The 25,372-nt window shown below is 64.8% G+C and carries 24 protein-coding genes; 11 read left to right on the top strand and 13 right to left on the bottom strand.

Annotated elements, in window-relative coordinates; all coding sequences use genetic code 11:
• Positions 1–89: 89 nt before the first annotated feature.
• The gene (gene mqo / locus WM94_RS27630; protein WP_023660582.1) at positions 90–1,667 is read left to right on the top strand and encodes a malate dehydrogenase (quinone); all 1,578 of its coding nucleotides are present in this window, start codon (positions 90–92) and stop codon (positions 1,665–1,667) included.
• Here the strand turns inward: mqo and WM94_RS27625 are convergent.
• Genes WM94_RS27625 through WM94_RS27615 form a run of 3 tightly spaced genes read right to left on the bottom strand, consistent with a single transcriptional unit; the run spans position 1,657 to position 4,076 of the window.
• Positions 1,657–1,767, bottom strand: a complete 111-nt coding sequence (locus tag WM94_RS27625; protein WP_061552618.1) for an NAD-dependent epimerase/dehydratase family protein — start codon at positions 1,765–1,767, stop codon at positions 1,657–1,659. The genes mqo and WM94_RS27625 overlap by 11 nt on opposite strands.
• A complete protein-coding gene (locus WM94_RS27620) occupies positions 1,755–3,092 on the bottom strand; it encodes a UDP-glucose/GDP-mannose dehydrogenase family protein (protein WP_015270620.1) in 1,338 nt (445 codons plus the stop codon). Before WM94_RS27620 ends, WM94_RS27625 begins: the two co-directional genes overlap by 13 nt.
• 48 nt (positions 3,093–3,140) lie before the next feature.
• The gene (locus tag WM94_RS27615; protein ID WP_024087242.1) at positions 3,141–4,076 is read right to left on the bottom strand and encodes a LysR family transcriptional regulator; all 936 of its coding nucleotides are present in this window, start codon (positions 4,074–4,076) and stop codon (positions 3,141–3,143) included.
• A gap of 119 nt (positions 4,077–4,195) precedes the next feature.
• Between WM94_RS27615 and WM94_RS27610 the strand changes: the two genes are divergently transcribed.
• Positions 4,196–5,059, top strand: a complete 864-nt coding sequence (locus tag WM94_RS27610) for a type 1 glutamine amidotransferase domain-containing protein (RefSeq protein WP_013972890.1) — start codon at positions 4,196–4,198, stop codon at positions 5,057–5,059.
• Between the two features lie 62 nt (positions 5,060–5,121).
• Here the strand turns inward: WM94_RS27610 and WM94_RS27605 are convergent, their stop codons facing one another.
• The 7 genes from WM94_RS27605 to WM94_RS27575 all read right to left on the bottom strand — a co-directional run bounded on the left by WM94_RS27605 (position 5,122) and on the right by WM94_RS27575 (position 14,303).
• Positions 5,122–6,366, bottom strand: coding sequence for a saccharopine dehydrogenase family protein (locus WM94_RS27605; protein ID WP_003248123.1), 1,245 nt, complete (start codon positions 6,364–6,366; stop codon positions 5,122–5,124).
• 31 nt (positions 6,367–6,397) lie between these two features.
• The gene (gene nspC / locus WM94_RS27600) at positions 6,398–7,495 is read right to left on the bottom strand and encodes a carboxynorspermidine decarboxylase (RefSeq protein ID WP_013972889.1); all 1,098 of its coding nucleotides are present in this window, start codon (positions 7,493–7,495) and stop codon (positions 6,398–6,400) included.
• 336 nt (positions 7,496–7,831) lie between these two features.
• Positions 7,832–8,749, bottom strand: a complete 918-nt coding sequence (locus tag WM94_RS27595; protein ID WP_061552617.1) for a pyridoxal-phosphate dependent enzyme — start codon at positions 8,747–8,749, stop codon at positions 7,832–7,834.
• A complete protein-coding gene (locus tag WM94_RS27590) occupies positions 8,746–9,420 on the bottom strand; it encodes a transcriptional regulator (protein WP_039615221.1) in 675 nt (224 codons plus the stop codon). Before WM94_RS27590 ends, WM94_RS27595 begins: the two co-directional genes overlap by 4 nt.
• Before the next feature lie 386 nt (positions 9,421–9,806).
• Positions 9,807–11,510, bottom strand: a complete 1,704-nt coding sequence (locus WM94_RS27585) for an amidase (protein WP_061304581.1) — start codon at positions 11,508–11,510, stop codon at positions 9,807–9,809.
• Positions 11,511–11,706: 196 nt separating this feature from the next.
• Positions 11,707–13,707 (bottom strand): U32 family peptidase, encoded by a 2,001-nt coding sequence (locus WM94_RS27580; RefSeq protein ID WP_061552616.1) that lies wholly within the window; start codon positions 13,705–13,707, stop codon positions 11,707–11,709.
• Positions 13,708–13,922: 215 nt separating this feature from the next.
• Complete coding sequence (locus WM94_RS27575; protein WP_015270613.1) at positions 13,923–14,303, bottom strand: RidA family protein; 381 nt, start codon at positions 14,301–14,303, stop codon at positions 13,923–13,925.
• Positions 14,304–14,439: 136 nt separating this feature from the next.
• On the opposite strand from WM94_RS27575, the gene WM94_RS27570 reads away from it, so the two are divergent.
• Positions 14,440–15,132 (top strand): tRNA (adenine(22)-N(1))-methyltransferase TrmK, encoded by a 693-nt coding sequence (locus WM94_RS27570; RefSeq protein ID WP_061552615.1) that lies wholly within the window; start codon positions 14,440–14,442, stop codon positions 15,130–15,132.
• A gap of 1 nt (position 15,133) precedes the next feature.
• Here the strand turns inward: WM94_RS27570 and WM94_RS27565 are convergent, their stop codons facing one another.
• A complete protein-coding gene (locus WM94_RS27565; RefSeq protein ID WP_015270611.1) occupies positions 15,134–15,397 on the bottom strand; it encodes a DUF2790 domain-containing protein in 264 nt (87 codons plus the stop codon).
• A gap of 123 nt (positions 15,398–15,520) precedes the next feature.
• On the opposite strand from WM94_RS27565, the gene WM94_RS27560 reads away from it, so the two are divergent.
• A complete protein-coding gene (locus tag WM94_RS27560) occupies positions 15,521–16,453 on the top strand; it encodes a LysR family transcriptional regulator (protein WP_013972881.1) in 933 nt (310 codons plus the stop codon).
• 162 nt (positions 16,454–16,615) lie between these two features.
• Here WM94_RS27560 and WM94_RS27555 read toward each other — a convergent pair whose 3' ends face one another.
• Both WM94_RS27555 and WM94_RS27550 read right to left on the bottom strand, forming a co-directional pair.
• Complete coding sequence (locus WM94_RS27555) at positions 16,616–17,767, bottom strand: acyl-CoA dehydrogenase family protein (RefSeq protein WP_003258582.1); 1,152 nt, start codon at positions 17,765–17,767, stop codon at positions 16,616–16,618.
• 16 nt (positions 17,768–17,783) lie between these two features.
• On the bottom strand, positions 17,784–18,854 hold the full coding sequence (locus WM94_RS27550) for an enoyl-CoA hydratase/isomerase family protein (RefSeq protein WP_061552614.1): 1,071 nt from the start codon (positions 18,852–18,854) through the stop codon (positions 17,784–17,786).
• Positions 18,855–19,106: 252 nt separating this feature from the next.
• Between WM94_RS27550 and mdcA the strand changes: the two genes are divergently transcribed.
• From mdcA to mdcH, 7 genes are read left to right on the top strand one after another with little or no spacing between them, the layout of a single operon-like run.
• Positions 19,107–20,768: a malonate decarboxylase subunit alpha gene (mdcA, locus tag WM94_RS27545; RefSeq protein ID WP_061552613.1), complete on the top strand. Its 1,662-nt coding sequence runs from the start codon at positions 19,107–19,109 to the stop codon at positions 20,766–20,768.
• Positions 20,768–21,724: a triphosphoribosyl-dephospho-CoA synthase gene (locus WM94_RS27540; protein WP_061552612.1), complete on the top strand. Its 957-nt coding sequence runs from the start codon at positions 20,768–20,770 to the stop codon at positions 21,722–21,724. Before mdcA ends, WM94_RS27540 begins: the two co-directional genes overlap by 1 nt.
• A 1-nt stretch (position 21,725) precedes the next feature.
• Positions 21,726–22,025, top strand: coding sequence for a malonate decarboxylase subunit delta (locus WM94_RS27535; protein ID WP_024087234.1), 300 nt, complete (start codon positions 21,726–21,728; stop codon positions 22,023–22,025).
• On the top strand, positions 22,018–22,866 hold the full coding sequence (locus tag WM94_RS27530) for a biotin-independent malonate decarboxylase subunit beta (protein ID WP_039615228.1): 849 nt from the start codon (positions 22,018–22,020) through the stop codon (positions 22,864–22,866). The genes WM94_RS27535 and WM94_RS27530 overlap by 8 nt, the downstream gene beginning before the upstream one ends.
• On the top strand, positions 22,863–23,654 hold the full coding sequence (gene mdcE, locus WM94_RS27525) for a biotin-independent malonate decarboxylase subunit gamma (protein WP_061552611.1): 792 nt from the start codon (positions 22,863–22,865) through the stop codon (positions 23,652–23,654). The genes WM94_RS27530 and mdcE overlap by 4 nt, the downstream gene beginning before the upstream one ends.
• 1 nt (position 23,655) lies before the next feature.
• A complete protein-coding gene (locus tag WM94_RS27520) occupies positions 23,656–24,270 on the top strand; it encodes a malonate decarboxylase holo-ACP synthase (RefSeq protein ID WP_061552610.1) in 615 nt (204 codons plus the stop codon).
• On the top strand, positions 24,267–25,187 hold the full coding sequence (gene mdcH, locus WM94_RS27515) for a malonate decarboxylase subunit epsilon (RefSeq protein ID WP_061552609.1): 921 nt from the start codon (positions 24,267–24,269) through the stop codon (positions 25,185–25,187). The genes WM94_RS27520 and mdcH overlap by 4 nt, the downstream gene beginning before the upstream one ends.
• Positions 25,188–25,372 lie beyond the last annotated feature (185 nt).

The raw sequence follows: 25,372 nt of genomic DNA, 5'->3' as shown, positions 1-25,372 counted from the left end.
CAAGTGATTGTGCACCAGCCACGCCCGACCAAATCCGTCATCTAAGCTTGTGGCTGACTTACGGATAGCAACGAGGCAAGGGGGAGGTTATGAGGATCACCATCAAGCCGGTACTGGCGCTGACCGGGCTGGCCTTGGCATTCGGCATGCTCGATGCCCAGGCCGCGGAAACCAGAAGGGTCGATGTCATGCTGGTGGGCGGCGGCATCATGAGTTCAACCCTGGCCGTCTGGCTCAATGAGCTGGAGCCGGGTTGGTCGATGGAAATGGTCGAGCGCCTGGACAAGGTCGCCGAAGAAAGCTCCAACGGCTGGAACAACGCTGGTACCGGCCACTCGGCCCTGGCCGAACTGAACTACACCCCGGAGAAGGACGGCAAGGTCGATATCAGCAAGGCGGTGGAGATCAACGAGTCGTTCCAGGTCACCCGTCAGTTCCTCGCCTGGCAGGTCAAGCAGGGCGTGCTGAAGAACCCGCATTCCTTCATCAACACTACTCCGCACATGAGCTTCGTCTGGGGCGACGACAACATTCGCTTCCTGAAGAAGCGCTACGAGGCGCTGCAGGCCAGCCCGTTGTTCAAGCCCATGCAGTACTCCGAGGACCACGAGCAGATTCGCAAGTGGGTACCGTTGATGATGGAGGGCCGCGACCCCAACCAGAAACTGGCCGTGACCTGGACGCCGATCGGCACCGACGTCAACTTTGGCGAGATCACCCGGCAATACGTGGGCTATCTGCAGACCCGGCCGAACTTCGACCTCAAGCTGTCGACCGAAGTGCAGGCGATCACCCGCAACGACGACGGCTCCTGGCATGTCGAATACAAGAACCTCAAGGACGGCAGCAACGCGGCCACCGACGCCAGGTTCCTGTTCATCGGCGCAGGTGGTGCAGCGCTGCCACTGCTGCAGAAGTCGGGTATCGAGGAGGCCAAGGACTATGCCGGTTTCCCGGTCGGTGGTTCGTTCCTGGTCACCGACAACCCGGCCATCGCCCAGCGTCACATGGCCAAGGCCTACGGTATCGCCGCCACCGGCGCACCACCGATGTCGGTGCCGCACCTGGACACCCGTGTGCTCGATGGCAAGCGCATGATCCTGTTCGGGCCGTTCGCCACCTTCTCGACCAAGTTCCTCAAGCAGGGCTCGCTGCTTGACCTGTTCGCCAGCGCCAGTGTGCACAATGCCTGGCCGATGGTAAGAGTCGGGGTGCGCGAGTTCGACCTGGTGCAGTACCTGATCGGCCAGGTACTGCAATCTGACGATGACCGTTTCGAAGCGTTGCGCACCTACTTCCCCGAGGCGAAGAAAGAGGACTGGCGGCTGTGGCAGGCGGGCCAGCGGGTGCAGATCATCAAGAAGGACGAAGCATTGGGTGGTGTGCTCAAGCTCGGCACTGAAGTGGTGACGTCCAAGGATGGCAGCATTGCAGGATTGCTGGGTGCCTCGCCTGGCGCCTCGACCGCGCCGCCGATCATGCTCGATGTGCTGAGCAAGGTGTTCAAGGACAAGATGGCATCGCCGCAGTGGCAGGCGAAGATCAGGCAGATCATCCCGTCCTACGGCATCCGCCTTAACGACCACCCGGACCAGGTGCAGAAGGAGTGGGCATACACCAACGAGGTGTTGCAACTGAATCCTCCCGAGGGCGCCGTTACGCCGTAGCAAGGTACCATGCGGCGACCACCTCGATGCCTGCTTCGCGCAGGCGCCGTGCAATGTGGTCGCCGATGAAGCCGGCCACGCCGGTAATCAGTACGGGCATGCTGGCTGCACCTGGCCGCGGCCGATGCCGTAGTAAGTCAGGCCGGCGGCGGCCATGTGCTCGGGTTCGAACAGGTTGCGCCCGTCGAACACCACCCGGTCGGCCAGTTGTTGCGGCACCTTGTCCAGGTTGAGCACGCGGTATTCCTGCCATTCGGTGACGATCACCAGGGCATCGGCGCCGCGCAGCGCGTCGTCCTTGCACGGTACCAGTTGCAGGTCGGCGCGGGCGCCATAGTGCCGCTGGATTTCCTCCATGGCCTGCGGGTCATGGGCCTGCACCCGCGCGCCGGCGGCCCACAGCGCTTCCAGCAGGACTCGGCTGGAGGCCTCGCGGATGTCGTTGGTATTGGGCTTGAACGACAACCCCCACACGGCGAAGACCTTGCCTCGCAGGCCGCGTGGGTAGTGGCGCTGGATCTTGCCGAACAGCCGGTTCTTTTGCTGCTCGTTGACCGATTCCACCGCACGCAGCAACTGTGGTTCGAAGCCCTCGGCCTCAGCGCTGCGGCGCAGGGCTTGCAGGTCCTTGGGGAAGCATGAGCCGCCAAAGCCGCAGCCGGCATAGATGAAGTCGTAGCCGATGCGCGGGTCCGAGCCGATGCCGCGTCGCACCAGTTCGATGTCGGCGCCCAGATGCTCGGCCAGGTTGGCGATTTCGTTGATGAACGAGATCTTGGTCGCCAGCATGCAGTTGGCCGCGTACTTGGTCAGCTCGGCGCTGCGCGCGTCCATCACCATCAGTTTTTCGCGGTTGCGGCTGAACGGCAGGTACAGCTCGCGCAGCAGCTCTACTTCGGCGGGCTCCGCGCCACCGATGATGATGCGCTCGGGGCGCATGCAGTCATCGACCGCCGAGCCTTCCTTGAGGAACTCGGGGTTGCTGACGACGCGCAAGCGGCTGGTATCGGCCACGGCCTGGGCGATGCGCGCCTTGATGCGGTGCACCGTACCAACCGGCGCGGTGGATTTGTTGACGATCAGCTTGGGGCCATCGGCATGTTCGAGGATGCTGTCGACCACGGCGAACACGTGCTTCAGGTCGGCGCTGCCATCGGCCTGAGGCGGGGTGCCGACGGCAATGAACTGCACCTTTGCGTAGTTGGCCGCTTCGCTGGCGTCGGTGGTGAAGCGAAGGCGACCGCAGGCCAGGTTCTTCTCCAGCATCGGCGCAAGGCCGGGCTCGAAGATCGGGCAATGGCCTGCATTGAGGCTGGCGACCCGCTCGGCGTCGACATCCATGCACAACACCGAATGGCCCACCTGGGCCAGGCACACTGCCTGGGTGAGGCCGACATAGCCGGTACCGAAAACCGTGACCTTCATCTGACAGCTCCTTGGCGAGAAAGCTGAGAAAAAATGTCACATCGTTGTTTAGAAATTGTTACTCGCGCAGGCGGCTGCCTCTTGGGCGACGTTCCACAGCTGTTGGCGAAACCAGCGGCGCAAGGGGTCGGCGTGGGTGCGTTCGTGCCAGATCTGCATCACCTCGATCGCTGGCAATGTCAGCGGCAGCGGGTACATGAGCAGGTCGTCGTCACGTTCGACGGCTTCGGTGGCCAGCGAGCGCAGGCAGGTGAGCAGCAGATCGGTGCCGCGCAGCAGGCGCATGGGGGCCAGGAAACTCGACAGGCCAGCCACGACCCGCCGTTGCATGCCCTGGCTGCGCAAGGCGCGGTCGACCAGGCCATCGAGGTCGCCGGTGAGGGTGGTAAGCAGGTGGTCGCTGGCAAGGAAGGTATCGAGGTCCAGGCCGTTTTCCAGGCCTGGATGGCTGCGCGAGGCCAGCACTACCAAGTGCTCACTGAGCAGGCGCTGTTGGTGGAAGGTTTCCGGCAGGTCGGTGTAGAACCCGGCAACGGCCAGGTCACAGGTGCCTTTCTCCAGTTCTTCGCGAGGCAGCAGACCGCGGGTGTTGCAGGTGACCAGCGTCAGGTTCGGTGCCTGGCTACGCAGGATCGGCAGCAGCCTGGGCAACAGGGTCTGCTCCACATAATCGGTGCTGTACAGGTGCAGTCGGGCAGGGCGGGCGAGGAAGTCCTGCCCTTCGCAGCGCTCATAAAAACCTTCCAGGCCCACTACCAGGCGTTCTACCTCAGGCGCCAGTTCGTGGGCGCGTGGCGTCGGGGTCAGGCCCCTGGGCGCGCGCACGAACAGCGGGTCGCCAAACTGATGGCGCAGCTTGTTGAGCTTGTGGCTTAGGGCCGGCTGGCTCAGCGCCATGCGCTGGGCGGCGAGGGTGGCGTTGCGTTCCTGGTACAGCACATGGAACAGGTACAGCAGGTTGAAGTCCTTGCTGGAGATATTCATTTTCTGGATCACAGGCATGAGAGCTTTCGAATTATCGAATCATAGCCTCGCCGTTAGCATGAACGCATCCCCGCCAACATGAGCGGACAGCTCTATTTGCCTGATCAGGAGACTGTTGCATGACCAAGATGTCCCGGCTTGCCCTGGCTGTTGCCAGCACCCTGCTTGCCACCGGCGCCCACGCTGCGCCCAAGGGAGAGGTGCTGGTGCTGTTGTCCAGCGAGCACCAGCTGCCCCTGCAGGACGGCAAGCGCTACGCCACCGGCTACTACCTGAACGAATTCGGCGTGCCTGCCGACCAGTTGCTCAAGGCTGGCTACAAGCTGGTGCTGGTTACCCCCAAGGGTAATGCCCCGAGTGTCGACCAGCGTTCGATCGACCCGAGCTACTTTGCCGGCGATGCGGTGGAGATGCGCCGGATCGAGAAGGTCGTGCAAGGCCTGCCGGGCATTGACGATACCCTGTCGGTGAAAGAAGTACTGGCAGGTGACCTGGGCCGCTATGCCGGGCTGTTCATCCCCGGCGGCCATGCGCCGTTGATCGACCTGGCCAACAACCCGGACGTGGGCGCCTTGCTGCGGCATTTCCATCAAGCCGGCAAGCCTACAGCCGCGATCTGCCACGGCCCCATCGCCTTGCTCTCGGCCCAGCAGGACCCGGCCAGCTACCAGTCGGCGCTGGCGCGTGGTGAAAAGCCTGCAGCCACCGACTGGTTGTACAAGGGTTACAAGATGACCATTTTCTCCGACCCGGAGGAGCAGGTATTCGAAGGTTCGCTCAAGGACCAGCGGCTGCTGTTCTACCCGGCCAACGCCATGGCAATGGCAGGGGGCGACATGGGCTACGCCAAGGCCTGGCAACCCAATGTGGTGGTGGACCGCGAACTCATCACCGGGCAAAACCCGTTCTCGGACAAGGCGCTGGCCAAGGTATTGCTGGAAAAGCTGGCTGAGCAGGCAAAGCCCTCTGGCCAGGGCATCTAGACTTACACGTGGCCTGCAAAAGCAGAGGGGGCGCCTTGATGGCGCCCCCTCTGCTTTGCTGCTTAGGCTTCAGCGTCCCAAGGACGATCGCCTTTTTCATCCTTGACGCGGGTCGGCAGGCCCATGACGTCCAGTGCCTTGAGGAACGGCTCGGCTGGCAGCTCCTCGACGTTGACCATGCGCTTGGCATCCCACTCGCCACGGGCGACCAGCAGGGCGGCAGCCACTGGCGGTACACCGGCGGTGTAGGAAATACCCTGGCTGTCGGTCTCGGCGTAGGCTTCTTCGTGGTCGGCCACGTTGTAGATGAACACTTCGCGCGGCTGGCCATCCTTGGTGCCCTTGACCAGGTCACCGATGCAGGTCTTGCCGGTGTAGCCCGGGGCCAGGGAGGCTGGGTCCGGCAGCACGGCCTTGACTACTTTCAGCGGTACCACTTCCAGGCCTTCGGCGGTTTTCACCGGTTGCTCGGAGAGCAGGCCCAGGTTCTTCAGTACGGTGAACACGTTGATATAGTGCTCGCCGAAGCTCATCCAGAAACGCACGTTCGGCACGTTGAGGTTCTTCGAAATCGAGTGAACCTCATCGTGGCCGGTCAGGTACAGGTTCTGCGAACCCACCACCGGCAGGTCGTCCGTACGCTTGACCTCGAACATGGTGTTGCTGGTCCACTGGCTGTTCTGCCAGCTCCACACTTGCCCGGTGAACTCACGGAAGTTGATTTCCGGGTCGAAGTTGGTGGCGAAGTACTTGCCATGCGAACCGGCATTGACGTCGAGGATGTCGATCGAGTCAATGCTGTCGAAATACTGTTGCTGCGCCAGCTTGGCGTAGCTGTTCACCACACCCGGGTCGAAACCGACGCCGAGAATGGCGGTAATGTTCTTTGCCTGGCACTCTTCGAGGTGTTTCCACTCGTAGTTGCCGTACCACGGCGGGGTCTCGCAGATCTTGCCCGGCTCTTCGTGGATGGCGGTGTCCAGGTAGGCGACACCGGTATCGATGCAGGCACGCAGCACCGACATGTTGAGGAAGGCGGAACCAACGTTGATCACGATCTGCGATTCGGTCTCGCGGATCAGTGCCTTGGTAGCCTCGACATCGAGAGCATTGAGCGAGAAGGCCTGGATGTCGGCGGGTACCTTGAGGCTACCCTTGGCCTTGACGCTGTCGATGATGGCCTGGCATTTGGAGATGTTCCGTGACGCGATGGCGATACGACCCAGTTCGTCGTTATGCTGCGCGCACTTGTGGGCCACCACCTTGGCGACACCTCCTGCACCAATGATAAGAACGTTCTTCTTCAATTTATCCCTTGCTCCTTACTGAAAGCCGGTCTTACGACAGGCTGGAAACGTAGTCTTCGAAACCGAACTCGCGCACCACTTCGACGCTGCCGTCGAGTTGCTTGACCACGATGGATGGCATTTTCAGACCGTTGAACCAGTTTTTCTTGACCATGGTGTAACCCGCCGCGTCGACGAACGACAGGCGATCACCGATGGCCAGCGGACGATCGAATTGGTATTCGCCGAAGATGTCACCGGCCAGGCACGACTTGCCGCAGACCATGTAGGTGTGCGCGCCGTCGTTGGGGGCCATCTTGGCGTTGAGGCGGTAGATCAGCAGGTCGAGCATGTGCGCTTCGATCGAGCTGTCGACCACGGCCAGGTGCTTGCCGTTGTACAGGGTGTCGAGCACGGTCACTTCCAGCGAGGCGCTGTTGGTGATGGCGGCTTCGCCCGGCTCCAGGTACACCTGCACGCCGTATTTTTCCGAGAAGGCTTTCAGGCGCGCGCAGAAGGCGTCCAGCGCGTAGTCTTCACCGGTGAAATGGATGCCGCCACCGAGGCTGACCCACTCGACCTTGTGCAGCAGGTGGCCGAAGCGCTCTTCGATGTGCGTGAGCATCTTGTCGAACAGGCCGAAGTCGCCGTTCTCGCAGTTGTTGTGGAACATGAAGCCGGAGATCTGCTCGATCACCTGTTCGACCTTGGCCGGGTCCCATTCGCCCAGGCGGCTGAACGGGCGGGCAGGGTCTGCCAGCAGGTAGTCGGAGCTGCTGACCTGCGGGTTGACGCGCAGGCCACGGACCTTGCCTTCGGACTGTTCGGCGAAGCGCTGCAGCTGGCCGATCGAGTTGAAGATGATCTTGTCGCAGTTCTCGAGCATTTCCTCGACCTCGTCGTCGGCCCAGGCCACGCTGTAGGCGTGGGTTTCGCCGGCGAACTTCTGGCGACCGAGCTTGAGCTCGTACAGCGACGAAGAGGTGGTGCCGTCCATGTACTGTTGCATCAGGTCGAAGACTGACCAGGTGGCAAAGCACTTGAGGGCGAGCAGTGCCTTGGCGCCGGAGTGTTCGCGCACGTAGGCGATCTTCTCCATGTTGCCCAGCAGCTTGGTTTTATCGATGAGGTAGTACGGCGTCTTGATCATTTAAAGGCCCCCGGCCAGGCCGGCCAAAAAAAGGACACGCATTGTGCCTTCACTTGCCGCAGACCGAAAGGGTGGGTTACGCATTTCGTCGTGGTTGACGCTGTTGCGACGGGAATTTTCCGGTTGCGGTGGGCTTAGTAGAACAGCGGCATGTGACTATCGTAATCAGCAACCGGGTGCCGCAAGGAGAATCCGATGAGTGTCGTATTGGATGGCACCGGCTTCGCCGGTGTTCGCGGGTGAACCCGCTCCCACAGGAAATGCGCTTGCTTCAGACCTTGCGCAGTCCAATCTGTGGGAGCGGGCAAGCCCGCGAAGAGGCCGGTACAGGTAACCTCAATCCACCTGCTGCAACCACGCCTGGATCTGCTCCAGCGTGGCGGTAGCCCCGCCACAAACCACCACCAGCACATTCTGGTACTGCGCCAGGGCGCCCGGTGCATAGGCCAACGCCAAGGCTGCTCCACAAGCTGGCTCCACCAGCACGCGATGGTCCAGCAGGAACCGCTCGCAGGCTTCCAGCGCAGCGCGGTCACTGACCAGGTGGCTGTGCACCGGATGCTGCTGCACGCTCACCAGCGCCTGGTCAGCCACACGCTTGGCCCCCAGCGACGTCGCCACCGAGGCAATACGTTCCAGCTCCACCGAATGCCCCGCCCGCATGGCCGCATGCAGCGATGCCGCGCCTTCGGTTTCCACCGCCAGAATTGGTACATCGCCCCAGCCGTTGCGCTGTAGCCCCTCGACCACGCCACTGAGCAAACCGCCACCGCCCACCGACAACACCACGGCGTCCGGCCTCACGCCGGTCTCGGCGACTTCATCCACCAGGCTGGCATGCCCGGCCCACAGCAGCGGGTCATCGAATGGGTGGATGAAGGCGTCATCCGGGCCGACCAAGGTCTGCGCCAGGGCGTTGGCCTCCTGCCAGGAGCTGCCATGCACCACCACCTTGGCGCCCTCCAGGCGCAGCAGGTCCTTGGCCCGCTCGGTGGTGGTCTCGGGTACCACCACGGTCACTGGCACGCCCAGCTTGCGCCCGGCATAAGCTACAGCCAGGCCGGCGTTGCCGCCCGAGGAAGACACGAAATGCCGAGCGCCACGGGCATGGTGCACCTCGCAGGCATGGCCCACGCCGCGCAGCTTGAACGAGCCGCAGGGCTGCAGGGCATCGAGCTTGAGCCAGACGTTGCTGCCCGCGGCCAGCGACAGCGGGCGGGACTCGATCAGGGGGGTATGGATATGCAAGGTCATTGGCTGGCTCCGCGCAGTTGCTCGAGGTAGTTGTAAACGGTGTAGCGGGTCACACCCAGGGCGCTGGCGGCCTTTTCCACGCCGCCCTTGACGATGAACAGGCCGCGCTCCTGCATCACTCTTACGGCTTCTACCTTGGCCTGCTTGTTCATTCGCCCCTGGCCGCTGCGCTGCAGGGATGCCTGGATTATCTCGCTCATCAGCAGTTCCATGTCGGCGGGTTCACTGACGGCAGGTGCGGCCGCTGTTGGTTGGAACTGCCGGAGAAAATTCATGGCTGCATCCAGGCCGGTGACGTCGGTGTTGACGCAGAGGCTGGCGAAGGGGTGGCCGCTGCTGTCACGGAAGATGGCCGTGGCGCTGCGCAGTGTGCGGCCCTTCAGCGTGGTGGGGTAGTCGGGCAGCACCACCGGCTCGCAGCCGTGCTGATCGGCCGAGGCCTGCATCAGTGCCTTGAAACCCTGGTCCTGTTCCGGGGCGGCGAGGATTGGGCTACCGACGCTGCGCCCGGAAAGATGGCCGTTGACGATCGCCACCACGGAGTGTTCCGGGTGGTCGAGGTCGTGCAGGAGGATTTCCATGTTGCGCGCCGCAACGCTGCCCAGGGCCTGGATGGCGGCCTTGAGGACGGTGAGAGTGAGCTGGCGTTCTTCGCTGGGGGTAATAGGCATGGCAGATCACGAAATCAACGTTTTGTGTATTTTTACACATAAAGTTGAATTAGGCGATTTGCTTTTCCAGGCCCATTCGCGGGTAAACCCGCTCCTACAGGGACCCCACGGTATTCAATACCTGTGGGGTCCCTGTGGGAGATTACTCAGCCCTTTTGGGCTGCGCTGTCGCGCAGAGAACAAATATCGCTCGTCTGACGCGGCCTTTGTAGGAGCAGCCTTGTGCTGCGAAGAGGCCGGTACAAGCAACAGACAGGCCTTGTCAGTACCGGCCTCTTCGCAGCACAAGGCTGCTCCTACAGAACCTCGCCGAACCAATGAGTCATGTGTTGTTCTATGAGAGCGGGTTTACCCGCGAATGGGCCGCAAAGCGGCCCTTTTAACCCTCAGCCCAGGGGCGGGGTACGCGGCGGGATCATTCGACGCGACCCGGTCGCCTCGAAGGCTGCACCAAAGCTCAGCAGCGCATTGTCGCTGTAAGCCCGGCCAGCAAAGGTCAGCCCCACCGGCATGCCGATATCGGCCATCACGCCCATCGGCACGGTCACGGTAGGCACGCCCAGGTGACGGATTGCCAGGTTGCCGTTGGCCACCCAGATACCGTTGCTCCAGGCGATGTCCGCCGACGCCGGGTTGACGTCGGCATCCGCCGGGCCCACGTCGGCCACGGTGGGGAACAGCACCGCGTCCAGGCCCAGCTTGTCCATCCAGTCTTCCAGGTCGATCTTGCGGGTCTGCTCCAGGCCGCGCAGGCCGTCGGGCAGGGTCTCGATCTGGTCCCAGGTCTTCAGGCCACGCTTGGCCATGTTGACGTACTCGTCCATGCCAGCGGCCAGGTCGTCCTCACGGTTGGGCAGGGTGCCCGGGTCGTGGGGGAAGATCTGCGGCCCGTCGACATCGGCCAGGCGGTTGAGCCTGGGGTCATCGTTGGCGCGCAGGAAGTCGTCGAAGGCCCAGCCCGACAGCTCCCACAGTTCGTCATGCAGGAATTCCTTGCTGACGATGCCGCGGTTGTACACGGTCGGTGCGCCAGGGCGATCGCCTTCGCAGTTGGATACCAGCGGGAAGTCCACTTCCAGTACTTCGGCACCAGCCGCCTCCAGTGCCTGGCGGGCCTGCTGCCACAGGTCGATCACCGTGGCACGGGTGTGGATGCGCTGGCCAGTCGGGCCGCCGATGCCTGGCTTTTCGGAGGTGCCGGCTTCGGCATCGGCATTGATGTACATGCGTGGCACGCCAAAGCGCTTGCCCTTGAGCGCGCTGGCATCCACGGCCAGGTCCAGGTACGAAGCCGGGCGCACCGTCGAAGCCGCCGGGATTGGCACCCAGGGTTGCAGGCGCCACAGGTCGCCGCGCTTGTCGGCGTCGTCGGCTACGACCACGTCGAGGATTTCCAGCAGGTCGGCCATGGTACGGGCATAGGGAACCACCACGTCCATGGTCGGTGTCAGCGGCCAGTTGCCACGCACCGAAATCACCCCACGCGACGGGGTATAGGCGCACAGGCCATTGTTGGATGCCGGGCCGCGGCCGCTGGACCAGGTTTCTTCGGCCAGGCCGAAGGCACTGAAACTGGCGGCAGTGGCGGTGCCGGCACCGTTGGACGAGCCCGAGGCGAACGGTGCGGTCAGGTAGTTGGCGTTGTACGGGCTTTCGGCGCGGCCATACACGCCGCGCTGCATGCCGCCGTTGGCCATGGGCGGCATGTTGGTCTTGCCCAGGCATACGGCGCCGGCGGCGCGCAGGCGTTCGATGGTAAAGGCGTCGCGCTGGGCCACCAGGTCCTTGAAGGCAGGGCTGCCGGAGGCAGCGGTCAGGCCTTTGACCAGGTAGCTGTCCTTGGCGGTGTAGGGGATGCCGTCCAGCGGGCTCAGGACCTGGCCTTTGGCGCGACGGGCGTCGGAGGCTGCGGCCTCATTCAGCGCCTCGGGGTTGCGTACCACAACGGCGTTCAGGGCGGTGGCGGTGTCGGCGCCATCGTAGGCGTCGATGCGCGCCAGGTAGGCCTGGACCAGCTCGACCGCCGTCGTGCGGCCCGACTCGAGCGCATCGCGCAGCTCGGCAATGGAAACCTCGGTTACCTCGATCATGCGTTCACCAAAAAATGTGCAGGTGGGGGCTAATGCGAGGAGTGTACAAGAAGGGCTTGGCGGGCGCAGGTTTGCGCGGGGGCAAACGGTTTTTTGCAGGCGAGCATTGTCGGGTCTTCCCGAGTCGTCCCACCATCCCTTCGAGTATCACCATGCAGGCGGCTTCAGCCGCAAAAGGGCCCTTGCAGGCCACCGATCAATGCGGCCCGCGCGGAATGGTCTTCAGCAGGTCTTCCGGGCTGATGTGCCCAACCACCTGGGCCACCGCGCTGCCCGGGGTCGGCAGGTCGATGATGTGGCTTTTCATCTTGCCGATCACGTGCATTTCGCACGGCTTGCAGTCGAACTTCAGGGTCAGCACTTCATCACCCTGGATCAGCTGCATCGGCGCCACCTTGGTGCGCACGCCGGTCACGCCCTTGGCCTGCTTGGGGCACAGGTTGAAGGAGAAGCGCAGGCAGTGCTTGGTGATCATCACCGGCACTTCGCCGTGCTCTTCATGGGCCTCGTAGGCCGCGTCGATCAGCTGCACGCCGTGGCGGTGGTAGAAGTCGCGGGCCTTCTGGTTGTACACGTTGGCCAGGAACGACAGGTGCGACTCCGGGTAAACCGGCGGTGGCGTGGTCTCGGCCTTGCGCCCGCCACGCGGGTGCGCCTGCACCCGTGCTGCCGTCAGCGCCTCGATGGCTTCGCGGCGCAGGGCCTTGAGCTGCGAGTTGGGGACGAAGTAAGCCTGTGGGGCGTCCAGCTCGATGCTGTCGGCGTGGTACATGGTGGTGCCCAGCTGGCCGAGCAGGTCGTGCAGCTGGTCCAGCGCCTGCTGCGGCTTGTTGGCCGGGCCGAACGGGCCTTCCAGTGCCACTTGCGTGCCCACGCCTTCCTCGCTGGTGACGGTCAGCACCAGGCGTTGCTCGCGCAGTACCGCGTGCCATTGCACGCCGACGCGGCGCTCGGCCGAGGTGCGTTGCAGGGCCTGCTGCCAGTTGTGGTCGAGGTTGCGCGACAGCGGGTGGTTGGGCCGCAGCTTGTGCAGGCCTTCAGGCATTTCGTTGGGCTCGACGCGGTAGCGGTAGCGCTTCTGGCCGTCTTCCTCGAATTCGCCACGCGGTTCGGCGATGTTGGCACGGAAGCCCACCACCTCACGCTTCACCAGCACATTGAGGCCGTCGCCGTTGGTCAGCGGCACCTCGGTGACCACCTGCATGTCACGCTTGCCGACCTTTTCCACCACGCCCACCGGCAGGCCGGTGAAGGTTGGCGAGTCGAAGGCGCCGATGTCGACCTTGCGGTCGGTGACGAAGTAGTCGGTGCTGCCGCGGTGGAAGGTCTTGTCCGGGTCGGGCACGAAGAAGTGCTGGGTGCGGCCGCTGGAGGCACGGGCCAGCTCCGGGCGGCCTTCGAGGATGGCGTCGAGTTCCTTGCGGTAGTGGGCGGTGATGTTCTTCACATAGGCCACGTCCTTGTAGCGGCCTTCGATCTTGAACGAGCGCACGCCGGCGTCGACCAGGTCAGCCAGGTTGGCGGTCTGGTTGTTGTCCTTCATCGACAGCAGGTGCTTCTCGAACGCGACCACGCGGCCCTGGTCATCCTTCAGGGTGTAGGGCAGGCGGCAGGCTTGCGAGCAGTCGCCGCGGTTGGCGCTGCGGCCGGTCTGCGCATGGGAGATGTTGCACTGGCCGGAGAAGGCCACGCACAGCGCACCGTGGATGAAGAATTCGATGGCGGCGTCGGTTTCGGCGGCGATGGCGCGGATCTGCTGCAGGTTCAGCTCACGCGCCAACACCAGCTGGGAGAAGCCGGCCTGGTCGAGGAACTTGGCCCGTTCCAGGGTGCGGATGTCGGTCTGGGTGCTGGCGTGCAGCTCGATCGGCGGGATATCCAGCTCCATCACCCCCAGGTCCTGCACGATCAGTGCGTCGACACCAGCGTCGTACAGCTGGTGGATCAGCTTGCGCGCGGGCTCCAGCTCGTTGTCGTGGAGGATGGTGTTGATGGTGGTGAACACGCGTGCATGGTAGCGATGGGCGAACTCGACCAGTTCGGCGATATCGCTGACTTCGTTGCAGGCGTTATGGCGCGCGCCGAAGCTCGGGCCACCGATGTAGATGGCGTCTGCGCCGTGCAGGATCGCTTCGCGGGCGATGGCCACGTCACGGGCAGGGCTGAGCAGTTCCAGGTGATTCTTTGGAAGGGACATGTCGTTATAGGTTCGGGCTGTCACGGTTTAGGCGGGCATTGTAGCGGCGAAACGGGCTGGCGGCATCATCGGGGTGCTTGTAGGAGCGGCCTTGCGTCGCGAAGGGCCGCAACGCGGCCCCGGCAATATATGCTGCGGAGCTGATAATCTGGGGGTGCTTTGCACCCCATCGCGACACAAGGCCGCTCCTACAAGGATCGTGCCTCAGGCAAAAGTCAGCGCTTGGCAGCCATTGCGGTCACTTCCACGCGCATGCCTTCGAACGCCAGTGCAGCCACACCCACGGCGGCGCGTACCGGCCAGGGCTTGCTGAAGAAGCGCTGGTACACCTCGTTGAATGCCGCGCGGTCGGCCATGTCGGTGAGGTAGATGGTCAGGTGCAGCACGCGGTCCATGCCGCTGCCGGCCTTCTCCAGCGCCACCTTCAGCGCCTGCAGGGTGCACTCGCTCTGCTCGACGATGCCGCCCAGCTCCAGGCTGCCATCAGCGTGGGTCGGGATCTGCGTGGTGACCAGCACGCCGTTGTATTCGGCAACGTCGGAAGAAATCGACTCGGCGTCCGGGTCCGGGGTGTAGATGATGTCTGCTTGTGCCATGGTGTGTTTTGCCTTGCTACGGAAGGAAAGCGGCAAGCCTACGCGAGCGCGCCGGCCCGGTCGAGGGCGCCCCGGTGTTTGAAATGCGTGGCGTTCGCCGTCAGAATCGCGGCCGATTGCAAAGCAGGGGTTTACGTTGAACGAACAGACATTGTCCAGGCGCCTGGAGCGCGTGGCTGCACAAGTACCGCAAGGCGCGCGCCTGGCCGACATCGGCTCGGACCATGGCTACCTGCCGGTGGCCTTGATGCTGCGCGGCATATTGGACGCGGCGGTAGCGGGCGAGGTGGCGCAGACGCCGTTCGCCTCGGCCCAGCGCAACGTCCGCAGGAACGGCCTGGAAGGACGGGTCAGCGTGCGCCTGGCCGATGGCCTGGCAGCGGTCGAGCCGGGAGATCGCATCTCGGTGATCAGCATCTGCGGCATGGGGGGCGACACCATGTGCGAGATCCTCGAGGCCGGCAAGCAGCGCCTGGCTGGCGTCACGCGCCTGGTGCTGCAGCCCAATGGCGCCGAGCGCGAACTGCGCCAGTGGCTGATGGGCAATGGTTACCGGATCGTCAGCGAAGAACTGCTGCGGGAGAACCGCTTCGACTACGAGATCATCGTCGCCGAGCCGGGCAGGGCGGCGTACACCGCTGAACAGCTGTACTTCGGCCCGGTGCTGGTGAAGGAGAAAAGCGAGGCGTTTCTGGTCAAGTGGCGGCGCATGCTGCGGCAGAAGCAGCAGACCCTGGCCAACTTCGAGCGGGCCCGCGGTGCGGTGCCTCAGGCGAAAATCGACGACTTCAGGCAACAGGTCGGCTGGATCACCGAGGTACTGGCCTGACTCACTGCTGCGAGCAGTTGCCCATTTCCCGGTAGTCGATTTCGCGCTTCTGCCCCTGGTGGTCGACATACACCATGTGCGCGGTACCAACCTGGCAGTCGGCGGCGTTGCTGGGCGGGGTGATGGAGATGACCTTGGCCACGTCCAGCGGCATGCCGTATTCGTAGTTGCTGCTGCTGACCGGCTGGTTGCTGCCGGTGTCGGCAAGGGCACCGAACGAGGCGAGGGCAGCGGTAACGGCAAGGACAGCGATCGAACGTTTCATGGCAGGCTCCTTTTTTCAATGTATGACTAATGATCCATTCATTGGCCATCCACAATAAATGGGCTAACCCGTGATAGATTCCTGCCTGTAACGCAAGAATAAGACCGAACAAGGAGCACCTTCATGGACATGCTGCATGCCATGCGTACCTTCGCCCGTGTGGTGGAATGCGGCAGCTTCGCTGCGGCCGCCAATGCCCTGGATATTTCCGCGGCGCAGGTTTCGCGCATCGTTGCCGAGCTGGAAAACCAGCTGCAGACCCGCCTGCTGCACCGCACCACGCGGCGTTTGCGCATGAGCGAGGCGGGCGAGCGGTTTCTCGAGCGCGCGCGGCAGATCATGTTGCTGACCGAAGAGGCGGTGGGTGAAGCCCGTGGCGCGCACCTCACGCCCCGCGGCCGCCTGCGCTTGCATTGCCCGCACGGGATGGGCCTGTTGCTGATGCCGCTGGTGGCCGGCTACAACGCATTGTGCCCGGAGGTGGTGATCGAACTGACCCTGTCCCAGCGCAACCCCGACCCGCTGGCCGAAGGGCATGACGTGGTGATTACCGTGGACGGTGCGTTACCGGATTCGCAGCTGATCGCTGTGCCGCTGGGCAACATTTTCAGCATCCCCTGCGCGGCGCCGAGCTACCTGTTGGCCCACGGCGTGCCAGAGCGCCCGGAAGACCTGCACCAGCACCGTTGCCTGCGCATGGCTTATCCGATGTACGAAGGTGACTGGGTGTTTCCGCAAGGGGTGGACCAGTGCGTGATCGCACCGAACGACAGTTTTTCCACCAACGTCGCCGACGCCATGCTGGTGGCCAGCGAGCTGGGCATGGGCATTGGCCTGCTGCCGTTCTACACCGCCAGCCAGGCGATCGAGCAGGGGCGGTTGTGTCGCTTGCTGGCGCCGTATCGCCTGCGCGAGAGCGCGCTTTATGCGATTTACCCGTCACGGCATTATCTGGATGCCAAGGTGCGCACCTGGATCGACTACCTCAAGGAGCAACTGCCGGCGCTGTTCGAGGGGCATGCCAGGGTGGTGGATGATTCGCGGTATTGGCGATAGCCGAGTGCGGGGCGGTTAACGCTGGCCCTTGTAGGAGCGGCCTTGTGTCGCGATAGGGCCGCAAAGCGGCCCCAGGATGTCAGCTTCGATGCACAAATTGCTGGGGCCGCCATGCGGCCCTATCGCGACACAAGGCCGCTCCTACAGGGATCGCGCAAGGTTTTAAAGCGGGTAGTGCTTCAACTCCCGCGCAATCAGCATCCGCTGGATCTCGCTAGACCCTTCATAGATCTGCGTGATCCGCGCATCGCGGTAGTAGCGCTCGACCGGGTAATCCTCCAGGTAGCCATACCCGCCATGCACCTGGATCGCCATCGAACACACCCGCTCGGCCATCTCCGAGGCGAACAGCTTGGCCTGCGAAGCTTCCGACAGGCACGGCTTGCCGGCGCTGCGCAGGCGTGCGGCATGCAGGATCAGCAAGCGCGCGGCATTCACCTGCACCTGCATGTCGGCCAGCAGGTTGGCGATGCTCTGGTGTTCGTTGATCGGCTTGCCGAACTGCACCCGATCACGCGAGTAGGCCAACGCCGCCTCGAACGCGGCGCGGGCAATGCCCAGTGCCTGGGCAGCAATGCCGATACGGCCACCCTCGAGGTTGGACAGGGCGATGGCCAGGCCCTTGCCACGCTCACCGAGGATATTGGCGGCAGGGATGCGGCAGTTGTCGAAGGTGACCGCGCAGGTGTCGGAAGCGCGGATGCCCATCTTGTGCTCGCTGCGATCGACCTTGAAGCCCGGGTTGTCGGTGGGCACCAGGAACGCCGACAGGCCCTTTTTGCCCAGCTCCGGGTCGGTCACCGCGAAGACGATGGCCAGGCCGGCGCGGCGAGCGTTGCTGACGAACTGCTTGGCACCGTTGATCACCCACTGGCCATCCACCAGTTCGGCGCGGGTGCGCAGGTTGTGCGCCTCGGAACCGGCCTGTGGCTCGGTCAGGCAGAAGCAGCCGATCACCTCGCCGGTGGCCAGGCGTGGCAGCCACTGCTGTTGCTGTTCGGCCGTGCCGTAGGCCAGCAGCGGGCCGCAGCCCACCGAGTTGTGGATGCTCATCATCGCTCCGGTGGCACCGCAGCCGGCGGCGATCTCTTCCACCGCCAGGGCGTAGGCGACGTAGTCGGTGTAGCTGCCGCCAAAGTCTTCCGGCACCACCATGCCCAGCAGGCCCAGTTCGCCCATCTTGCGCACCACGCCATCGTCGATCCAGCCGGCCTTTTCCCAGGCCTGGGCATGCGGGGCGATCTCGCCACGGGCAAAGTCCCGGGCCATGTCGCGGATCATGATCTGTTCTTCGCTCAGTTCCAGGTCTTGCATCTGTGTACTCCCGGGCTCACAGGCCTTCGAAGAATTGGTCGACCCGCTGGCGTTGCAGTGCGGCCAGGGTCGGCGGGTTCCAGCGTGGCTGCTTGTCCTTGTCGATGATCAGCGCGCGCACGCCTTCGATGATGTCGCCGTGCTGGAACCACTGGCGGTCCAGGTGCAGCTCCATTGCAAAGCAGTCGTCAAGGCTCAGGTGGCGACCCCGGCGCAGCATCTCCAGAGTAACCGCCATGGCCAGCGGCGAGCGGCTTTCCAGCTGGTCGGCGGTGGCTACCGCCCAGGCATGGCTGTCGCCAATGCTCACCGCACGCAGTTGCTCGACGATGGCGGGCACGTCGGGCAGGGCGAAGAAGTGGTCGATGACCGGGCGCAGTTTTTCCAGCGGCGCATCGTCGAGCACCTGGGTGCCGAGCCTGGCCAGCAGGTTCTGCAGGTCCTTGAGTGGCTGGTCGCCGAAGTGCAGCTGGTCCAGGCCCTGGTCGAGGGCTGCCAGCTGGTCGCTGGCCAGGTACCAGTCGGCCAGGCCGCAGTACAGTGCATCGGCTGCCTGGATCTGGCCGCCGCTGACCCCCAGGTAGGTGCCCAGCTCGCCAGGGATGCGCGACAGGAAGTAGCTGCCACCCACATCCGGGAAGTAGCCGATTGCCACTTCGGGCATGCCCAGGCGGCTGCGTTCGGTGACCACGCGCAGGTCGCAGCCCTGGGCCAGGCCCATGCCGCCACCGAGGGTGAAGCCGTCCATCAGCACCAGCACCGGCTTGCGGTAGCGGTGGATGGCCAGGTCGAGGGCGTATTCCTCGACGAAGAAGGTTTCATGCAGCGTTTCGCCGGCCTTGAAGCTGTCGTGCAGCGAGCGGATATCGCCACCGGCGCAGAACCCTTTCGGGCCTTCGCCACGCAGTACCACGGCGTGCACGTGCGGGTCTTCGGCCCACTGGTCGAGGTGCTGGCGCAGGCTGCGGACCATGTCCAGGGTCAGGGCATTGAGGCCGGCGGGGCGGTTCAGGGTCAGATGGCCGATCTGGTTGCGGACCTCGGCCAGCACATGGTCGGTTGCCGAGGTATGAGCGTGCGCAGTCATTGCGTTCTCCCTGCTTTGTTATTGATTTTCCAAGTGAAGTCTGGAGTTCGCTGGAGGATCGCAGGATCCTGTCATGCGAATTTGCCTTGCACAATCGACAATTGTGCAAGGGCATCGTGCATTTTTGCCCTGCCCGAAGGTAGCGCGCTCCAATCATTAACCTGACAGTAACGAAAGCGCCAGTAGCTTGATTGATCCCCCCACCACCCCAGCCCTAAGGTGACCCCACGACAGCGAACCCGTGGAGTCACCATGACAACAACCAAGAATCCACCGCCGCAATGGTCGCGGCGGCGCGCCGAAAAGCAGCGCCGCCTTGACCGGGTCCGCCACCTCGCCGACGGCGTGGTGCTGCCCACCGAGCGTATCGTCGAAGCCCTGGAACTGCTGCTGGCTCCCGGCGACCGGGTAGTGCTCGAAGGCAACAACCAGAAGCAGGCCGACTTCCTTTCCCGCGCGCTGGCCAAGGTCGACCCTGCGCGCCTGCACGAACTGCACATGATCATGCCCAGCGTCAGCCGGGCCGAGCACCTCGACCTGTTCGAACGTGGTATAGCCCGCAAGCTCGACTTCTCGTTCGCCGGCCCGCAGAGCCTGCGCATTGGCCAACTGCTGGAAGACGGCCTGCTCGAAGTCGGTGCCATCCACACCTATATCGAGCTGTACTCGCGGCTGCTGGTCGACCTGATCCCCAACGTCACCCTGGTGGCTGGCTTCATGGCCGATCGCGACGGCAACCTGTTCACCGGCCCCAGCACCGAAGACACCCCGGCCTTGGTGGAGCCGGCTGCGTTCAGCGACGGCATCGTCATTGCCCAGGTCAACCAGCTGGTGGACCGCGTGGATGACCTGCCACGGGTCGATATCCCGGCATCCTGGGTCGATTTCGTGGTGGTTGCCGACCAGCCTTTCTATATAGAGCCCCTGTTCACCCGCGACCCGCGCCACATCAAGCCGGTGCATGTGCTGATGGCGATGATGGCCATTCGCGGCATCTACGAAAAGCACCAGGTGCAGTCGCTGAACCATGGCATTGGCTTCAACACCGCCGCCATCGAGCTGATCCTGCCCACCTATGGCGAGTCCCTGGGCCTGAAGGGCAAGATCTGCCGCAACTGGACACTCAACCCGCACCCGACGCTGATCCCGGCCATCGAGACCGGCTGGGTGGAAAGCGTGCACTGCTTCGGCACCGAGCTGGGCATGGAGGACTACATCGCCCAGCGCCCGGACGTTTTCTTCACCGGCCGTGATGGTTCGCTGCGTTCCAACCGCATGATGTGCCAGCTGGCCGGGCAGTACGCCGTCGACCTGTTCATCGGCGCCACCCTGCAGGTAGATGGCGATGGCCATTCCTCGACCGTGACCCGCGGCCGCCTGGCCGGCTTCGGCGGTGCCCCGAACATGGGCCACGACCCCCGTGGCCGGCGTCACGCGACCCCGGCCTGGCTTGACATGACCGTGCCGGAAACCATGCTCGAACGCGGTCGCAAGCTGGTGGTGCAGATGGTCGAGACCTACCAGGAAGGCGGCAAGCCCACCTTCGTGGAAACCCTCGATGCCGTGGAAGTGGCCAGGAAAGCCGGCATGCCGCTGGCGCCGGTGATGATCTATGGCGACGACGTCACCCACCTGCTGACCGAGGAGGGCATTGCCTACCTGTACAAGGCCCGCAGCCTGGAAGAGCGCCAGCAGATGATCGCCGCCGTGGCCGGGGTTACCGCCATCGGCCTGCGGCACGACCCCAAGGACACGCAGCGCCTGCGCCAGCAGGGCCTGGTCGCCTTGCCTGAAGACCTCGGCATCCGCCGCACTGACGCCAGCCGCGAACTGCTGGCCGCGCGCAGCATCGCCGACCTGGTCGAATGGTCCGGCGGCCTCTACAACCCGCCTGCACGCTTCAGGAGCTGGTGATGAAAGCACTTGACTTGCAACCGCGTGGGCTTCTTCGCGAGCATGCTCGCTCCCACAGGGAAAGTGATGCACTTGAAGATTGCGCGGTCCCTGTGGGAGCGGGCGTGCCCGCGAAGAGGCCAGCACAGGCAACCGTATTACCCCTGGCCGATCACCTGGCCGACCTGGCCGTGGAAGCCCTGATCGACGAAGCCGACCTGTCCCCCAAACCCGGCCTGGTCGACCGCCGTGGCAATGGCGCCCACCACGACATGACCCTGGCCCTGATGCATGCCTCGGCCCTGGCCCTGTGGCCATGCCTGCGCAATATGGCCGAAGCCGCCCAGGCCATCGGCACCCTCGGCCAGCCCCTGCGCGCCACCCTGGGCCAGCTCGGCCGCGAAGGCGAGGCGGCGATGCTGGCCGCGACCGGTGGGGTCAACACCCACCGCGGCGCAATCTGGGCCCTCGGCCTGCTGGTAGCATCCAAGGCCCTCGACACCCAGGCCGATACCAACACCCTGGCTGCCCGTGCCGGGCGCATCGCACTGTTCGACGACCCCGCCATGACCACCCAGGACAGCCATGGCCTGCAGGTACGCCGCCGCTATGGCACTGGCGGCGCCCGCGAACAGGCGCAACAAGGTTTCCCGGCGGTTATCGGTCACGGCCTGCCACAACTGCAGCGCAGCCGCGTCGCCGGTGCCAGCGAGCCGCACGCCCGGCTGGACGCGCTGCTGGCGATCATGGCCGTGCTCAACGATACCTGCGTGCTCTGGCGCAGCGGCCCGACCGGGCTGGCTGCCGTCCAGCAAGGCGCCCGTAGCGTGCTGAGCGAAGGCGGCAGCGCCACGCTGGCCGGGCGCCGACAGCTGCGCCGGCTGGACCAGCACCTGCTGCAGCTGAATGCCTCACCGGGCGGCGCCGCCGATCTGCTGGCCGCCTGCCTGTTCCTCGACAAAGCCGGGAGCCTGTGACATGGAAACCCTGACCTTTCAATTCCCCGCCGCCGCCCCTGGGCGTGGCCGCACGCTGGTGGGCTGCGTCAGCTCCGGCGACCTTGAAGTGCTGATCGAACCCGGCACCGCCGGTAGCCTGCAAATCCAGGTGGTGACTTCGGTCAACGGCAGCGCTGCCCGCTGGGCGCAGCTGTTCCAACGCCTGTTCGAGGGCCGCACCTGGCCGGCCGTGAACATCGACATCCATGATTTCGGCGCCACCCCAGGCGTGGTGCGCCTGCGCCTGGAGCAAGGCTTCGAGGAGATCGCCCATGACTGATATCGCGCGCTTGCTGCACAGCCGCAGCTTTGTCGAACTGGGCGCCCGCCAGCGCGCCCGCGCCGTGCTCGACCCGGGCAGCTTCCGTGAACTGCTGGGGCCGTTCGACCGGCTGATGTCACCGTGGCTGCCGCGCCAGGGCATCGTGCCCCAGGCCGATGATGGCGTGGTCATCGCCAAGGGTCTACTGAACGGGCGCAACGCTGTGGTCGCTGCCATCGAAGGCAGTTTCCAGGGCGGCAGCATGGGCGAGGTGGGAGGGGCCAAGATCGCCGGTGCGCTGGAACTGGCCATCGAAGACAACCGCAACGGCATCCCCACCTGCGCCGTGCTGCTGCTGGAAACCGGCGGTGTACGCCTGCAGGAAGCCAACCTGGGGCTGGCGGCGATTGCCGAAATACAGGCGGCGATTGTCGAGCTGCGGGCCTGGCAGCCGGTGGTCGGCCTAGTCGCAGGTTCGGTCGGCTGTTTCGGCGGCATGTCCATCGCCGCTGGCCTTTGCAGCCACTTGCTGGTCACCCGCGAGGCCCGCCTGGGCCTCAACGGCCCGCAAGTGATCGAGCAGGAAGCGGGCATCGGTGAATACGACGCCAAGGACCGCCCCTTCATCTGGAGCTTGACCGGCGGCGAGCAGCGCCACGCCAGCGGCCTGGTCGATGCCTGTGTGGCCGATGACATCGAGGCGTTGCGCGAACGCTTGCTGCAATTGCTCGACGAGCCTTCAAGGGATCGCGCCGGTCAACACGCCTGGTTCCTCGAACGCCTGGCCCGGCTGGGCGATGACTGCACGCAACTGGATGCCGCTGCCGTGCGTGACCTGTACCAAGGAGAAGCCAAATGAACCGTGCCTTGAACTGGCTGCCGGGCCTCGCCGGTGGGCAAGCCTTGCCCGGCTACCCCGCGTCGTTGCGGGTAATCGACGGCGAACTGGACAACCGCCTGGCGCGTTTCATCGCCGTGGTGCCGGACGCCGACAACCCGTTCCCTCGTGCGCGCTCGGGCGAAGTCGGCCTGCTGGAAGGCTGGGGCCTGGCCAAGGCTGTGAGCGAAGCGGTCGAGGCTGACCGCCACGGTCAGAAGCGCGCCATCGTCGCGGTGATCGACGTGCCCAGTCAGGCCTATGGCCGCCGTGAGGAAGCCTTGGGGATTCATCAGGCGTTGGCCGCTGCGGTGCAGGCCTATGCCCAGGCACGGCTGGCCGGGCACCCGGTGATCGGCCTGCTGGTCGGCAAGGCCATGTCTGGTGCCTTCCTGGCCCACGGTTACCAGGCCCAGCGCCTGATCGCCCTGGATGATGCCGGGGTCATGGTGCACGCCATGGGCAAGGCGGCGGCAGCGCGCATCACCCTGCGCAGCGTCGAGCAACTGGAAGCCCTGGCCGCCGAGGTGCCGCCGATGGCCTACGACCTGGCCAGCTACGCTTCGCTGGGCCTGCTGTGGCGCCGCCTGACGGTGGACAACGCCGAGACGCCGAGCAGTGCCGACATCGCCCAGGTACGTGCCTGCCTGGCAGATGCGGTGCGCGACATCGGCAGCTCGAGCGACCTGTCGTCGCGGCTGGCGGGCGAAAACCGCAGCGCCTCGCGCCAGGTGCGCGAACAGCTGCGCCGCCAATGGCAGGGCGCTTGAGATGAACGCGCCAAGGCCGCACGACCTGCTCTGGGGCATGCCCGTATCGGGCCTGCCTGCTGATGCGCCGCGTTGGGCGCAGGATGTGCTGCTGAGCGGCCAGCCGGTGGTGGTGCGCCGTGCCACCTGTGCGAATGGCTGGGTGGCGGTGGGGCTGCGTGGCCAGGGCAGGGCGCAGCGGTCGGGTGTACTGATGCGGCTGGCCGATATCCAGTGTCAGCAAGGCCCCGAAGTGCTGCGCTGGCAAGCTGAGAGCCCTTGGCCTGCATTGCAGGCCCTGGCCTCGGTCGCCCCGGTACTGGATGCCAGCGGCCTGGCCTGGGGGCCGACAGGTGGGGTGGGGTACCAGATCGCCACCGGTATGGAGGTGGTACACGCCGACAGCGACCTGGACTTGCTGCTGCGCACGCCACAACCGCTGGCCCGGGCGCAGGCGCGTGAGCTGCTGGATATCCTCGATTGCGCGCCTTGTCGTATCGACCTGCAGCTGGAAACCCCGGCGGGTGCCGTCGCCCTGCGTGAGTGGGCCGGCTTCGCCCGCCGCGTGCTGCTCAAGTCGGCCCATGGCCCACGCCTGGTCAGCGACCCATGGGCAGCGATGGAGCGTGCCGCATGAGCAGCCTGTTCGCCTTCCCCGGCCAGGGCGCCCAGCAGGTGGGCATGCTGCAGCGCCTGCCTGAGGGGGCCGCGCAATTGCTGGAAGAGGCCAGTGACACCCTCGGCCAGCAGGCCCTGGCGCTGGACAGCCAGCAGGCCCTGCAGACGACCCGTGCCGTGCAGCTGTGCCTGCTGCTGGCTGGCGTGGCCTGGGCGCGCTGGCTGATGCAGCGCAGCCCCGCGCCGGATTACGTGGCGGGCTTGTCGATTGGCGCCTACCCGGCGGCGGTCATGGCGGGCGCCCTGGGCTTTGCCGATGCCGTGCGCCTGGTTGCCCTGCGTGGCGAACTGATGCAGCGCGCCTATCCGCAAGGCTACGGCATGACCGCACTCAGCGGCCTGGACCTGGCCTGTGTCGAACGCTTGTTGAGCGATACGGGCGGCGAGGTTTATGTCGCCAACCTCAACAGCGACAACCAGATCGTCATCGCCGGCAGCGATGGTGCGATGGCTGCGGTTGCCGCCAAGGCACGCCGCCTGGGCCATGGCGTTGCCCGGCGCCTGGCGGTCAGCGTGCCGTCGCATTGCCCGTTGCTGGATGGCCCGGCGGCCGAACTGGCCAGTGCCTTCGCCACGGTCGAGCTGCAGCGACCGCGTATCACCTACCTCAGCGGCAGCAGCGCTCGACCGATATTCGACCCACAGCGTCTGCGCGACGACCTGGCCGGCAACATGGCGCGGGTGGTCGACTGGCGTGCTACGTTGCGCAACGCCTATGAGCGTGGCGTGCGCCTGCACCTGGAACTGCCGCCCGGCAACGTGCTCGGCGGGCTGGCCCGGCCGGTGTTCGAACAGGGCAGGGTGGTTGCTGTTGAAGGCACCCGCTGGGACACCCTGGATGCGCTGCTGCGCCAGGAGGTGGCCGACGAACGATGACAGCGGCACTGCGGCGGATGGCGACCCCTGTGGGAGCGGCTTTAGCCGCGAAGAATCCAACGCGGTGCATGGCACCGGCTGCGCCGGTGTTCGCGGCTAAAGCCGCTCCCACAGAGTTCAGTTCCATGGGGGCAAAAGCTGCACAAAAGTGTGTTTACGAAGAACAACAACAAGCAACTTCGACA

The sequence above is a fragment of the Pseudomonas sp. ABFPK genome (assembly GCF_001586765.1).
Taxonomy (GTDB): domain Bacteria; phylum Pseudomonadota; class Gammaproteobacteria; order Pseudomonadales; family Pseudomonadaceae; genus Aquipseudomonas; species Aquipseudomonas asiatica.
Note: the sequence above shows the minus strand (reverse complement) of the source record. Positions and strands in the feature narration are given on the sequence as shown.

Bases quoted from the DNA above. Each gene is read 5' to 3' on its own strand.
- WM94_RS27575 (WP_015270613.1), bottom strand. From the start codon at position 14,303: ATGGCACAAGCAGACATCATCTACACCCCGGACCCGGACGCCGAGTCG.
- WM94_RS27610 (WP_013972890.1), top strand. From the start codon at position 4,196: ATGACCAAGATGTCCCGGCTTGCCCTGGCTGTTGCCAGCACCCTGCTT.
- mqo (WP_023660582.1), top strand. From the start codon at position 90: ATGAGGATCACCATCAAGCCGGTACTGGCGCTGACCGGGCTGGCCTTG.
- WM94_RS27580 (WP_061552616.1), bottom strand. From the start codon at position 13,707: ATGTCCCTTCCAAAGAATCACCTGGAACTGCTCAGCCCTGCCCGTGAC.
- WM94_RS27565 (WP_015270611.1), bottom strand. From the start codon at position 15,397: ATGAAACGTTCGATCGCTGTCCTTGCCGTTACCGCTGCCCTCGCCTCG.
- WM94_RS27530 (WP_039615228.1), top strand. From the start codon at position 22,018: ATGACTGATATCGCGCGCTTGCTGCACAGCCGCAGCTTTGTCGAACTG.
- WM94_RS27625 (WP_061552618.1), bottom strand. From the start codon at position 1,767: ATGCCCGTACTGATTACCGGCGTGGCCGGCTTCATCGGCGACCACATT.
- mdcA (WP_061552613.1), top strand. From the start codon at position 19,107: ATGACAACAACCAAGAATCCACCGCCGCAATGGTCGCGGCGGCGCGCC.
- nspC (WP_013972889.1), bottom strand. From the start codon at position 7,495: ATGATCAAGACGCCGTACTACCTCATCGATAAAACCAAGCTGCTGGGC.
- mdcH (WP_061552609.1), top strand. From the start codon at position 24,267: ATGAGCAGCCTGTTCGCCTTCCCCGGCCAGGGCGCCCAGCAGGTGGGC.
- WM94_RS27560 (WP_013972881.1), top strand. From the start codon at position 15,521: ATGGACATGCTGCATGCCATGCGTACCTTCGCCCGTGTGGTGGAATGC.
- WM94_RS27520 (WP_061552610.1), top strand. From the start codon at position 23,656: ATGAACGCGCCAAGGCCGCACGACCTGCTCTGGGGCATGCCCGTATCG.
- WM94_RS27550 (WP_061552614.1), bottom strand. From the start codon at position 18,854: ATGACTGCGCACGCTCATACCTCGGCAACCGACCATGTGCTGGCCGAG.
- WM94_RS27595 (WP_061552617.1), bottom strand. From the start codon at position 8,749: ATGACCTTGCATATCCATACCCCCCTGATCGAGTCCCGCCCGCTGTCG.
- WM94_RS27585 (WP_061304581.1), bottom strand. From the start codon at position 11,510: ATGATCGAGGTAACCGAGGTTTCCATTGCCGAGCTGCGCGATGCGCTC.
- WM94_RS27540 (WP_061552612.1), top strand. From the start codon at position 20,768: ATGAAAGCACTTGACTTGCAACCGCGTGGGCTTCTTCGCGAGCATGCT.
- WM94_RS27535 (WP_024087234.1), top strand. From the start codon at position 21,726: ATGGAAACCCTGACCTTTCAATTCCCCGCCGCCGCCCCTGGGCGTGGC.
- mdcE (WP_061552611.1), top strand. From the start codon at position 22,863: ATGAACCGTGCCTTGAACTGGCTGCCGGGCCTCGCCGGTGGGCAAGCC.
- WM94_RS27555 (WP_003258582.1), bottom strand. From the start codon at position 17,767: ATGCAAGACCTGGAACTGAGCGAAGAACAGATCATGATCCGCGACATG.
- WM94_RS27590 (WP_039615221.1), bottom strand. From the start codon at position 9,420: ATGCCTATTACCCCCAGCGAAGAACGCCAGCTCACTCTCACCGTCCTC.
- WM94_RS27620 (WP_015270620.1), bottom strand. From the start codon at position 3,092: ATGAAGGTCACGGTTTTCGGTACCGGCTATGTCGGCCTCACCCAGGCA.
- WM94_RS27615 (WP_024087242.1), bottom strand. From the start codon at position 4,076: ATGAATATCTCCAGCAAGGACTTCAACCTGCTGTACCTGTTCCATGTG.